The organism is Phyllobacterium sp. SYP-B3895, from assembly GCF_009647635.1.
Lineage (GTDB): Bacteria > Pseudomonadota > Alphaproteobacteria > Rhizobiales > Rhizobiaceae > Phyllobacterium > Phyllobacterium pellucidum.
This window is the reverse complement of record NZ_WJIG01000001.1, coordinates 577,998-589,643: the sequence shown is the minus strand read 5'-3', so window position 1 is coordinate 589,643 and position 11,646 is coordinate 577,998. Positions and strand designations below refer to the sequence as shown.

14 protein-coding genes are annotated in these 11,646 nt (G+C 61.2%); 13 read left to right on the top strand and 1 reads right to left on the bottom strand.

The window, feature by feature from the left end; genetic code table 11:
* Window positions 1-78 precede the first annotated feature (78 nt).
* The 13 genes from rph (at window position 79) to GF108_RS02745 (ending at window position 11,018) form a co-directional block, all read left to right on the top strand.
* Window positions 79-795, top strand: a complete 717-nt coding sequence (rph, locus tag GF108_RS02805; RefSeq protein WP_153666786.1) for a ribonuclease PH — start codon at window positions 79-81, stop codon at window positions 793-795.
* Between the two features lie 12 nt (window positions 796-807).
* Window positions 808-1,215: a VOC family protein gene (locus tag GF108_RS02800; protein WP_027230806.1), complete on the top strand. Its 408-nt coding sequence runs from the start codon at window positions 808-810 to the stop codon at window positions 1,213-1,215.
* Entirely contained in the window at window positions 1,212-1,859 is a 648-nt protein-coding gene (rdgB, locus tag GF108_RS02795) for an RdgB/HAM1 family non-canonical purine NTP pyrophosphatase (protein WP_153666785.1), read from the top strand. The genes GF108_RS02800 and rdgB overlap by 4 nt, the downstream gene beginning before the upstream one ends.
* Window positions 1,860-1,959: 100 nt before the next feature.
* Window positions 1,960-3,207 carry a radical SAM family heme chaperone HemW gene (gene hemW / locus GF108_RS02790; RefSeq protein WP_153666784.1) on the top strand — a complete coding sequence of 416 codons (1,248 nt, stop codon included), beginning with the start codon at window positions 1,960-1,962 and terminating at the stop codon, window positions 3,205-3,207.
* An 11-nt stretch (window positions 3,208-3,218) separates the two neighbouring features.
* Window positions 3,219-4,118: a 16S rRNA (cytidine(1402)-2'-O)-methyltransferase gene (gene rsmI, locus GF108_RS02785; protein ID WP_153666783.1), complete on the top strand. Its 900-nt coding sequence runs from the start codon at window positions 3,219-3,221 to the stop codon at window positions 4,116-4,118.
* Window positions 4,115-4,480: a YraN family protein gene (locus GF108_RS02780; protein ID WP_153666782.1), complete on the top strand. Its 366-nt coding sequence runs from the start codon at window positions 4,115-4,117 to the stop codon at window positions 4,478-4,480. The genes rsmI and GF108_RS02780 overlap by 4 nt, the downstream gene beginning before the upstream one ends.
* Before the next feature lie 375 nt (window positions 4,481-4,855).
* A complete protein-coding gene (gene cysG, locus GF108_RS02775; protein ID WP_153666781.1) occupies window positions 4,856-6,307 on the top strand; it encodes a siroheme synthase CysG in 1,452 nt (483 codons plus the stop codon).
* Window positions 6,308-6,325: 18 nt separating this feature from the next.
* The gene (locus tag GF108_RS02770; RefSeq protein ID WP_027230800.1) at window positions 6,326-6,640 is read left to right on the top strand and encodes a DUF2849 domain-containing protein; all 315 of its coding nucleotides are present in this window, start codon (window positions 6,326-6,328) and stop codon (window positions 6,638-6,640) included.
* Window positions 6,641-6,659: 19 nt separating this feature from the next.
* Window positions 6,660-8,330 (top strand): nitrite/sulfite reductase, encoded by a 1,671-nt coding sequence (locus GF108_RS02765; protein ID WP_153666780.1) that lies wholly within the window; start codon window positions 6,660-6,662, stop codon window positions 8,328-8,330.
* Complete coding sequence (locus GF108_RS02760) at window positions 8,320-9,075, top strand: phosphoadenylyl-sulfate reductase (protein WP_153666779.1); 756 nt, start codon at window positions 8,320-8,322, stop codon at window positions 9,073-9,075. The genes GF108_RS02765 and GF108_RS02760 overlap by 11 nt, the downstream gene beginning before the upstream one ends.
* A 5-nt stretch (window positions 9,076-9,080) precedes the next feature.
* Complete coding sequence (locus tag GF108_RS02755) at window positions 9,081-9,608, top strand: DUF934 domain-containing protein (protein ID WP_370462091.1); 528 nt, start codon at window positions 9,081-9,083, stop codon at window positions 9,606-9,608.
* 31 nt (window positions 9,609-9,639) lie between these two features.
* The gene (locus GF108_RS02750; RefSeq protein WP_113279862.1) at window positions 9,640-10,665 is read left to right on the top strand and encodes an NAD(P)/FAD-dependent oxidoreductase; all 1,026 of its coding nucleotides are present in this window, start codon (window positions 9,640-9,642) and stop codon (window positions 10,663-10,665) included.
* A 5-nt stretch (window positions 10,666-10,670) separates the two neighbouring features.
* Window positions 10,671-11,018 carry a 2Fe-2S iron-sulfur cluster-binding protein gene (locus GF108_RS02745; protein ID WP_153666777.1) on the top strand — a complete coding sequence of 116 codons (348 nt, stop codon included), beginning with the start codon at window positions 10,671-10,673 and terminating at the stop codon, window positions 11,016-11,018.
* A gap of 3 nt (window positions 11,019-11,021) precedes the next feature.
* Here GF108_RS02745 and GF108_RS02740 read toward each other — a convergent pair whose 3' ends face one another.
* Entirely contained in the window at window positions 11,022-11,585 is a 564-nt protein-coding gene (locus tag GF108_RS02740; protein ID WP_172982554.1) for a L,D-transpeptidase, read from the bottom strand.
* Window positions 11,586-11,646: the final 61 nt, after the last annotated feature.

Genomic DNA, 11,646 nt, shown 5'->3' with positions numbered 1-11,646 from the left:
GCAATCATCAAAGCCTTTGCTTCGATCTGCCATCACGGCTAAAAGGCCGGACCACAGATTTTCAAAGAGGTCTTTCCAATGCGTCCTTCCAAGCGAGCCCCCGACGAGATGCGCGCCATCTCCTTCGAACGCGGCGTTTCCAAGCATGCCGAGGGCTCGTGCCTTGTCAAATTCGGCGACACCCACGTTTTGTGCACAGCGAGCCTTGAGGAAAAGGTGCCAGGCTGGATGCGCAACACCGGCAAGGGTTGGGTAACGGCCGAATACGGCATGTTGCCGCGCTCGACCGGCGATCGCATGCGCCGCGAGGCATCCTCTGGCAAACAGGGCGGTCGCACGCTGGAAATCCAGCGGCTGATCGCTCGCTCGCTGCGTGCGGTCGTAGACCTTCAGGCGCTTGGCGAAGTGCAGATCACGGTCGACTGCGACGTTATCCAGGCCGATGGCGGCACGCGCACGGCTGCCATCACCGGCGGTTGGGTCGCTCTGCACGAGTGCCTGCGCTGGATGGAAGCGCGCCAGATGATCAAGGTCGAAAAAGTTCTGAAGGATCATGTTGCGGCGATCTCATGCGGAATTTCCAACGGCGCGCCGGTGATCGACCTCGATTATCAGGAGGATTCGACGGCACAGACGGACGCGAACTTTGTCATGACTGGCAAGGGTGGTATCGTCGAGGTGCAGGGAACCGCCGAAGGCGAGCCCTTTTCTGAGGAAGAACTGCTTGCCCTTATGAGCCTTGCCCGCAACGGCATCGGGCGGCTGGTCAACCTGCAGCAGATGGCTGTGAGCTAAAAGCCCGAGACGATGCGACCATCCGGTATCCTTGAAACGGCGCTTTACGTTACGGACCTTGCGGCCGCCAAGGACTTCTATGCCGGCATTCTCGGGCTCGAGATCATATTGGAGACGCCGAAGCGGTCCATCTTCTTTCGCTGCGGCGCCGGTGTCCTCATCCTGTTCGATCCCGTGCTGATCAACGAGCGCCCGCCCGGCAGCCTGCCTATCCCCTCGCATGGGGCAACAGGTCCGGGCCACGTCTGTTTCAAGGCAACACGGGATGAAATTGCCGGATGGAAATCCCATCTTGAGGCAAATGGCATCGAGATCGAAAGCGAGTTCGACTGGCCGAATGGCGCGCGCTCGCTGTACTTCCGCGATCCCGCCGGAAATTCGATCGAATTCGCAGAACCGAAATTATGGAATTTGGAATGAGAAAACTCGAAAAGGGCAAATTGCTCGTCGCAAGTCACAATCAGGGCAAGATCAATGAGATGATCGACCTTCTGGGACCATTCGGCTTCGAAGTGGTTTCCGCTGGCGATCTCGGCCTGCCGGAACCGGATGAGACCGGAACCACGTTCGAGCAAAATGCCTATATCAAGGCATATGCGGCGGCGAAGGCGACCGGCCTCGTTGCTCTCTCCGATGATTCCGGCCTTTGCGTCGACGCGCTCGGCGGCGATCCCGGCGTTTACACGGCGAACTGGGCGGAGCTTCCCGATGGCAAGCGCGATTTCAGCCACGGCATGGAAAAGGTGGAAAAGGCCTTGCAGGACAAGGGCGCGACAAGCCCCGACGAACGCAGCGGGCGTTTCGTCTCCGTCATCTGCCTCGCCTGGCCGGACGGTGAAGCCAATTACTATCGCGGCGAAGTCGAGGGCGAGATCGTCTGGCCGCCGCGCGGTAATGCTGGCTTCGGCTACGATCCCGTATTCAAGCCGGAAGGCTATGAGGCGACCTTCGGCGAGATGACTGCTGAACAGAAGCATGGCTGGAAGCCGGGTGACGAAAAGGCGCTGTCGCACCGCGCCCGTGCCTTCCAGCATTTCGCCAGGGATTGTCTGGACGCAGGATGACCCGCAACGATCCGATCACACGCCGGAGTTTTGTGGTTTGCCTCCCCTTTCCCCTCGTGGGGAGGGTCGTTGGGTTGCAACGGGGTGGGGGACGGGTCTGATGGCGTCCTTGCCGGTGATTCAAGCCGCCCCGGATCTGCGGTCCGACCTCCCCCACGCGTTGGCGGTTAAGGGAGGGCGCGCGAAAGCGCACCCCGACAAGGGCGAGAGCGGGTTTGGCGTCTATGTGCACTGGCCGTTCTGCATGGCCAAGTGTCCCTATTGCGATTTCAATTCGCATGTGCGGCATCAGCCGGTCGACCAGAAGCGCTTCGCCGCTGCCTTTGCCCGCGAGCTCGCGACAATGCGCCAGCGCACCGGCGAGCGCACAGTGTCCAGCATATTTCTCGGCGGGGGGACTCCCTCGCTGATGCACCCCGATACGGTCGGCTCGGTTCTTGATGCGATCGCGCAGAACTGGCACGTGCCAGAAGGAATCGAGATTACCCTCGAAGCAAACCCCACCAGCGTGGAGGCTGATCGGTTTCGCGGCTATCGCGCCGCGGGCGTGAACCGGGTTTCGCTTGGCGTGCAGGCATTGAATGATGTCGATCTGCGCCGCCTCGGCCGCATGCACAGTGTCGATGAGGCACTTGCGGCGATCAGCCTTGCACGGGAAATTTTCCCGCGGCTGTCCTTCGACCTCATCTATGCGCGGCCAGACCAGAGCGTCGAGGCATGGCGTGAAGAACTTGTGCGTGCCATCTCCTTCGCCGCCGATCACCTCTCGCTTTATCAGTTGACCATCGAAGAAGGCACGCCCTTCTACAATCTCTGGCAGGCAGGAAAGCTCGTTACGCCGGATGGCGATCATGCGGCCGCGCTCTATGCCGAGACGCAGGATGTGACTGCAAAGCACGGTCTGCCGGCCTACGAGATTTCCAATCATGCCATTCCCGGCGCAGAGTCGCAGCACAATCTCGTCTATTGGCGCTACGGCGAATATGTCGGTGTGGGACCCGGCGCCCATGGGCGCTTTGTCGAGGACAATATCCGCGCCGTCACGATCATCGAGCGCCATCCTGAAACCTGGGTCGAAAAGGTCGAGGCAGCGGGACACGGCATTATCGAGGAAGAGCGTCTTGACCGCGAGCAGGAAGGCGACGAATTCCTGCTCATGGGCCTGCGGCTTGTCGAGGGGATCGACCTTGCGCGCTACGAACGTCTTACCGGGCACAGCGTCAAGGAGAAGCGGGTAATTTCCCTCGCCGAGCAGGGGCTTATCGAGTATGTCGGCAATAGCCGCATACGCACGACCCCGCAGGGCGCGATCGTTCTCAATGCGGTCATCGCAGATCTCGCGGCTTGAGGGGAAAAACATTGTCCGAAGCTGAAACCGGCGACCGGCATTATCAGATCGGCAGCGCCAGTTTCCGGGCTCGCCCGCTCGAGCCGGCGCTCTACATCGTGGCGACGCCCATCGGCAATCTCGGCGATATGACGATCCGCGGCATTGAAACCCTGGCCGCCGCGGACATCATTGCCTGCGAGGATACCCGGGTGAGCCGCGTCCTGTTGGAGCGCTATGGCATGTCACGCCGCCCTTTCGCCTATCACGAGCACAATGCCGAAATCGCCGGCCCTAAACTCATTGAGGCGCTGCTTGCCGGAAAGAGCGTTGCACTCGTCTCCGATGCGGGAACGCCACTCGTCGCCGATCCCGGCGGCAGGCTGGTGCCGGCGGCCAAGGCGGCCGGCATCAGGGTGGTACCCATTCCCGGCGCCTCATCTGTCCTCGCCGCGCTGACGGCGTCGGGCCTCTTCAAGGATTCGTTTTACTTTGCCGGCTTTTTATCGTCGAAACAGGGTCAGCGCCGTGCCCGGCTGGCCGAACTCAAGGCGCTCGATGCGGCGCTGGTTTTCTTCGAATCGCCCAACCGTGCTGCCGCGACGCTTGCGGACATGGCCGATATATTTGGCGCAGAACGACCGGCTTCCCTCTGCCGCGAGTTGACCAAGACCTACGAGACCATTGTGACCCTGCCGCTGAAAAAGCTGGCCGAGACGTTCGCGGACGAGGATCGTATTCGCGGCGAGGTGGTTCTCGTCGTCGGCTCTCCCGTCGAGGATGCGAATATCCCCCGCTCGGACGAAGATGTCGACGCGTTGCTGCGGGCGCTCGTCCTCGAAATGTCGCCGGCAAAGGCGGCCGGTGAGGCGGCGCGGATGACGGGGCGGCCCAAGGGCGAGCTCTATCAACGGTTACTGGCGATGAAATGAGCGAGCGGGGCGGCAGGCGCAAGGCATACCGCCGCGGCCATTCCGCCGAGCGGCTCGCCGCGCTCGCCCTCATGCTGAAGGGCTATCGCATAGTCACCCGCCGCTACCGCACCAAGGTCGGCGAGATCGATCTGATTGCCCGCCGCGGCAATATCGTCGCCATTATCGAGGTGAAGGCACGGGCAAGGCTCGACCAGGCCATGGACTCGGTAAACGTTCTTGCGCAGCGCCGCATCGAGGCGGCAGCCGATCAATGGCTGGCGCGCCAACCGGATCAGGCGTTGCTGTCCTTGCGGTTCGATCTTGTGGCGATCCTGCCCTGGCGCTGGCCGGTACATGTGCCTGCAATCTTTACAAGCTGAGGGTCAGCTGCAATTCGCCCAGTGGGAACCCGGTGGCTGGCTCCAGATAGGTTCCATCGCGACGCCGCTCAGAGCGTTGAGAATCTCATGGCGCCGAGATGGCAAAGTCGGCGGCGCCAAGTTCTTCGTAAAAGGGTACTTGCATTTTCTGATTAACACTATAAAAGTGGTCGTCTATTGGTTGCAATTGCGCCCGCTTTGTTAAACCCTGAGGTGAGCGGGGCGGTTGGCTGTTGGATTGATAGAACGAGAATCTGCAAGCCCCCGGTTTTTCAGAAATTCCATGCTCCGCCCCCGGTTTCGGCGCATTTCTGTTCCTTATAAACCGCTGACCTTTCATGGATAATCCCTGCAACCATTGGGATTATCGCATTCATGTCCATCAGCAAGACCCAGCTTTCTGTCTTTCCAGCCTTTTTCCGCGTGCGGAATGAAGTGCTTGTGGTCGTGGGCAATGGCGAAGAGGCGCTTAACAAAGCGCGCCTACTCGATCAGACGAATGCGGCAATTCGCGTTGTCGCCGATGCGCCCGAACCGGAACTCGCGGCCTTCCTGCGCGATGGTGGATATGAACACGTCGCGGAAAAATTTGCTCCCAAGCAACTGACCGGTGCAAAACTGGTCTTCATCGCTACCGGCGATGAAGACCAGGATCGAGAGATTGCCGCCGAAGCGCGCCGCCAGCACATTCCAGTCAACGTCGTCGACCGTCCCGACCTTTGCGATTTCTTCACGCCTGCCATCGTCAACCGAGCACCGCTCGCAATCGCCATAGGTTCGGAAGGCACCGGTCCCGTTCTTACCCAGATGATCCGCGCCCGCATCGATGCGGCGTTCTCGCCCCGCCTTGGCGATCTTGCGCGCCTCGCCAACGCCTATCGCCCCGCGGTCGAACGGCTGGTCAGGAAGGGCTTGCCTCGCCGTTTGTTCTGGCGGTCGTTTTTTTCCGGCGATGTCGCAAGCAATGTCTACAACAATGATTTTGCCGGCGCGCATGAGGCGGCGACGGCGCTGCTGGGCAACCGGGAAACGGGCCAAGGCTATGTCTGGCTGGTCGGTGCGGGTCCGGGCGCAGAGGATCTGCTGACCTTGCGGGCTCATCGCGTCCTCATGGAAGCCGATGTCATCGTTTATGACGCGCTGGTGCCGGACGCGGTCGTCGGCATGGGCCGCCGCGACGCCGCGCGCATTTCCGTCGGCAAGCGCAAGGGCTGCCACTCGAAGAGCCAGAGCGAGATCAATGATCTGCTCGTCGCCCTCGGCCGCGAAGGCAAGCGCGTCGTGCGGTTGAAATCAGGCGATCCGCTCGTCTACGGTCGCGCCGGCGAAGAGATGGCCGCGCTTCGCGATGCCGGAATTTCCTTCGAGATCGTTCCCGGCATCACCTCGGCCTTTGCCGCGGCTGCCGATATGCAACTGCCTTTGACTTTGCGCGGCGTTGCCTCCTCGCTCGTCTTCACGACGGGCCACGACATGACCGGCGAAGTCCTGCCGGATTGGGCGCGGCTTGCCATCTCCGGCGCGACGATTGCCGTCTACATGGGCCGCAGCGTCGCAGCTTCGGTGGCAGAGCGGCTGATCGCCGCTGGTCTTCATGCCGATACTGGGGTTGCCGTCATTGAAAATGCTGGCCGGACCGACCGTCGCATGTTCCACGGCACGTTGAACGACCTGCCGTCGCTTGAGCAGCGCGAGGATTTGAGCGGTCCCGTCATGGTCGTCATCGGTGACGCCGTTGCTGGCGCCGCCATCGACAAGGCCGAGGCGCTTTCCGCCCGGAACCAGAATTCCGTGGCGCTGCGCCACCTTGAAACCAATGCTGCCTGAACGCGAAGGATCACGATCATGAGTGTCAAAGTTCTTACCGCAAATCGCCTGACCGATGGTGAAGCCGTCTGGCTCGGCGCCAATGGCGAATGGCTCGAACAGATCGATGGTGCGCTGATCGCCCGTCACGCCGAAGCGGTGACCGCGCTTGAGGAAGCCGGCAAGGCAGCGATCAAGTCCAACCTCGTTATCGACGTCAACGTGATCGATGTTGAAGAGCGCGGCACCAATCTGTATCCGCTGCGTCTGCGCGAGCGTATTCGCCAGCTCGGCCCCACCATCCGCCTCGATCTCGGCAAGCAGGCTGAAAAGCCCAAAGCTTCGGCCGCTTAATTCCTGAAGGTTCGCATTCATGTATCGCTATGACGAGTTTGACCACGCATTCGTTTCTGCCCGCGTGGACCAATTCAAGGATCAGGTGGAGCGCCGTCTCGCCGGCGAATTGACCGAGGACCAGTTCCGGCCGCTGCGGCTGATGAACGGCGTCTATCTGCAGCTGCATGCCTATATGCTGCGCGTCGCCATTCCCTATGGCACGCTATCGAGCCGCCAGATGCGCAAGCTCGCCCATATCGCCCGCCATTACGATCGAGGCTACGGTCATTTCACGACGCGGCAGAACCTCCAGTACAATTGGCCGGCACTGAAAGACATGCCCAAGGTTCTCGACGAACTGGCATCGGTCGAGATGCACGCGCTGCAGACCTCGGGCAATTGCATTCGCAACGTGACGGCGGACCATTTCGCCGGTGCGGCGGCTGACGAGGTCGCCGACCCGCGTCCCTATGCGGAGATCCTGCGCCAGTGGTCGTCGATGCACCCCGAGTTTTCGTACCTGCCGCGCAAGTTCAAGATTGCGGTGACAGGGGCCGAGCGCGACCGCGCCGCTATCCAGGTGCATGACATCGGCCTCCATCTGAAGAAGAACGAAGCCGGCGACCTTGGCTTTGCCGTCTATGTCGGCGGCGGGCAGGGCCGCACACCAATGGTGGCCAAGAAAATCAGGGATTTCCTCCCGGTAGAGGATCTCCTGACGTATACGACGGCGATCATGCGCGTTTACAATCTCAACGGCCGCCGCGACAACAAATACAAGGCTCGCATCAAAATTCTGGTGCATGAGACCGGGACCGAGGAATTGACCCGCCAGGTCGAGACCGAGTGGCAGGTGCTCAAGGATAGCGACCTCAAGCTGCCGCAGCAGGACGTCGATGCCATCGACAGCTATTTCCGCGCGCCCAACCTGCCGCAGCGCCCGGAAGGGTGGTCGGGTCTTGCCGCCGCGCGCAAGGCGGATCATGCCTTTGCGACATGGGTCGACCAGAACGTCACGCCGCACAAGAACCCGGATTACGGCGTCGTAACCATCTCGCTCAAGCCCATCGGCGGAATTCCGGGCGATGCAACCGACGCGCAGATGGACCTCGTCGCCGATATTGCCGAGAAATTCTCGCAAGACGAAATCCGCGTGAGCCACGAGCAGAACCTTGTTCTCCCGCATGTTGCGGTCGCCGATCTGCGCATCGTCTACGACCTTCTCCTGACCGACGGCCTTGCAACGGCCAATGCCGGTCTCATCACCGATATCATCGCGTGCCCCGGCCTCGACTATTGCGCCCTCGCCAATGCCCGCTCGATCCCGGTGGCTCAGCGCATTTCCGAGCGCTTCGGCCAGCCGGATCGCCAAGCGGATATCGGCGAGCTCAAGATCAAGATCTCGGGCTGCATCAACGCCTGCGGCCACCACCATGTTGGCCACATCGGCATTCTCGGCGTCGAGAAGAAGGGCGAGGAGCTCTATCAGATTTCGCTGGGCGGCTCGGGCGACGAGATCTGCACCATCGGCGATATTACCGGCCGCGGCTTCTCGTCCGAAGAGATCGTCGATGCGGTCGAGACCATCGTCGATCGTTATCTTGAAATCCGCACCGACAAGGAAGAAACGTTCCTTGCCGCCTACCGTCGTGTGGGAGCCGCGCCGTTCAAGGATGCGCTCTATAGCGAGGCTGCAAATGCTGCTTGAGTTCAACGAGCAAACGGTGGCGGATGAAGCACGCTCGCTCGAAGCCCGGTACGGCAATCTCGAGCCGCTGGATGTCATCGAACTCGCCATCGACCACCTCTTCAACGAGGAGATCGCGGTTGTCTCTTCGTTCGGGGCGGAATCCTCGGTCTTGCTGCACATGATCGCGCAGATCGATCGGGCAACGCCGGTGCTTTTTCTGGAGACAGGCAAGCATTTTCCCGCCACTTTGCGCTATCGCGACCAACTGGTCAGCGAGCTTGGCTTGACTGACGTGCATGACATCCACCCGCTCAAGCAGAGCCTGAAGGATGAAGATCCCTTTGGCGCGCTGTCCATGACCAACAAGGACCGCTGCTGCTATATCCGCAAGGTTGAGCCAATGGCGCGCGCCGTTGCGCCCTATCGCGCCTGGATGACGGGCCGCAAGCAGTTCCAGGCCTCGACACGCTCCAGCCTGGCAATCTTCGAGTCGGTCGGTTCGCGCGTCCGTATCAATCCGCTGGCCCACTGGACCTCGGCCGACCTCAAGGCCTATATGAGCGCGCATGAATTGCCGCCGCATCCGCTGGTTGCCGAAGGCTACCGTTCGATCGGCTGCATGCCGTGCACGTCGCCGGTCAAGGACGGCGATGACGACCGGGCCGGACGCTGGGCCGGGTCGGACAAGACCGAATGCGGTATTCACCTGACTGGCCTTACCGACCAGTTGAGCAATATTTCACTGACGGATTCGAATTTATGAGCGACATTTCCGAAAAGCCCGCCGGCGAACTCTGGGGCCGTGAAGGATTTCGCGAAGATCCCTATATCACGGCTCCGTCTTTGGATGAGGCCGGCGACGCGCCGGCGGTCATTCTGCCGCTCGCGGTCTGGCTTAGTCTTGAGGACGATGTGCGTTTTGCAACAAACCGGCGCATCGGCGTATCCGTGGCGCCCGGCGAGAACATCGAGCCGCTGCTCGGCTTGCTCGACCGCATTCCGCTGATCGCCCTCGAATTTCCCGCCTTCAATGACGGGCGCTCCTATTCGAAGGCTGAAATGCTGAAAAATCAGCGCCACTTCAAAGGCGAGCTGCGCGCGGTGGGTGATGTCCTGATCGATCAGGTCGCCTATATGCTGCGGACCGGTTTCGATACGCTGAAGGTGTCGCATGCGGTCACGCTGGAGCGGCTTGCCGATCACAACCTTCACGATGCGCCGGTGTACTACCAGCCTGGCAGGGGATCGCATACTGCCCCCGGAACCTATAGCTGGCGCCGCGTCCCGGTCGCCTGAACCCCTTCACGACATCACCTGGAAAGCACTTATGTCCGACACGATTGAAACAGATGTGGTTATTGTTGGCGCGGGTCCCGTGGGCCTTTTTGCTGTGTTCGAACTCGGCCTGCTCGACCTTCGCGCCCATGTCATCGACATTCTCGACCGCCCGGGCGGCCAGTGCGCCGAGCTCTATCCGGAAAAGCCGATCTATGACATTCCGGGTCTGCCCGAGGTGACCGGTCAGGCCTTGACCGACAATCTGTTGAAGCAGATTGCGCCCTTCGACCCGCAGTTTCATTTCTCGACCATGGTAACCGCGCTGACCAGGCTCGAAGACGGCCGCTTCCGCGTCGAAACCGATGCGGACGAGGTGTTCATCACCAAGGTCATCGTCATTGCCGCCGGCGGCGGGTCCTTCCAGCCGAAGCGTCCGCCCGTGCCGCAGATCGAGCATTATGAGGGAACGAGCGTCCACTATGCGGTTCGCAAGATCGAGGCCTTCCGTGGCCATGACGTCGTCATTGTCGGCGGCGGCGACTCGGCGCTCGACTGGACCCTTAACCTCGAACCTGTGGCGAAATCGGTGACGCTAGTGCATCGCCGCCCGGAATTCCGCGCCGCGCCCGACAGCGTCAACAAGATGTGGGCACTGGAGAAGGAAGGCCGCGTAAGGTTCCGCATGGGCCAGGTCAGCAATCTCGAGGGCGCCGACGGGCAACTGTCCAAGGTCGTCATCAAGGGCGCCGAGGGCGACGAGCATCTGGAAGCTGGCCGCCTGCTGCCGTTCTTCGGCCTGACCATGAAGCTCGGCCCGATCGCCGATTGGGGCCTTAATCTCGATCAGAACCTGATTGCGGTCGATACGGAGAAATTCGAGACATCCGAACCCGGCATCTTCGCCATCGGCGACATCAATACCTATCCCGGCAAGTTAAAGCTTATCCTTTCGGGCTTCCACGAGGCCGCGCTCATGTCACAAGCGGCAAAGCGGATCGTATCGCCTGGCGAGCGGATCATCTTCCAGTATACGACATCATCCACCTCCCTGCAGAAGAAGCTGAAGGCAGCATAGGACTGATGAGCGACGACGCCCTCTATATCCACGTCACCGATCAGCACGGCAAACGGCATACGCTCGAGGCCCTCGAAGGCTTTCGTGTGATGGAGGTCATTCGCGATTGGGGACTGGACATCAAGGCCGAGTGCGGCGGCGCCTGCGCCTGCGGCACTTGCCATGTCTATGTCGGCGAGGATTGGACGGAAAAGCTCTATGAGCCACAGGATGAGGAAATCGACCAGCTCGACGTGACGTTCCACGTCGAGGAAAATTCGCGCCTTTCCTGCCAGCTGATAATGACGCCGGAACTCAACGGACTTGAAGTCACGCTCGCACCGGACACGCAGCGCGCTAGCGTCGCGGCCTAGCTTCTAGATCACAACGACGCGTGCGCCGAGCGGCACCCGCGCATAGAGATCCATCACATGCTCGTTGATCATGCGGATGCAGCCATTGGAAACGGCGCGGCCAATGCTCCACGGCTCCGTCGTACCGTGGATGCGATAATAGGTGTCGCGGCCGTTTCGGTAGAGGTAGAGCGCCCGCGCGCCGAGTGGATTGTGCGGTCCGCCCGACACGCCGCCGGCGTAGCGCGCATATTTGTTCGGCTGGCGGCTGATCATGCCCTGGGTCGGTACCCAACGGGGCCATACTTCCTTGCGCCCGATCTTGGCGCTGCCGTGAAAGGCGCGTCCGGCCCGGCCGACGCCGACACCGTAGCGCCGCGCTGTAAACCCGTCCTCGACCAGATAGAGAAAACGGCTGCGCGGGTCGATGACGACCGTGCCCGGCGCATAGGACGAATCGAAGGAAACATATTGCGGCTGGAAGACCGGGTCGATGACGAATGGTTTGCGGGCGGGCTTTGCGAGCGCTGCCTGCGGCGCTGCCGCCGCTGCAAGAACACCGGTCAAGAATAAGCGTCGCGTCAGCATCTCATCCCCCAACTTGGCTGCTGTCCGTCAAAGGACACTACACTTTCAGGAGGATTCTGTC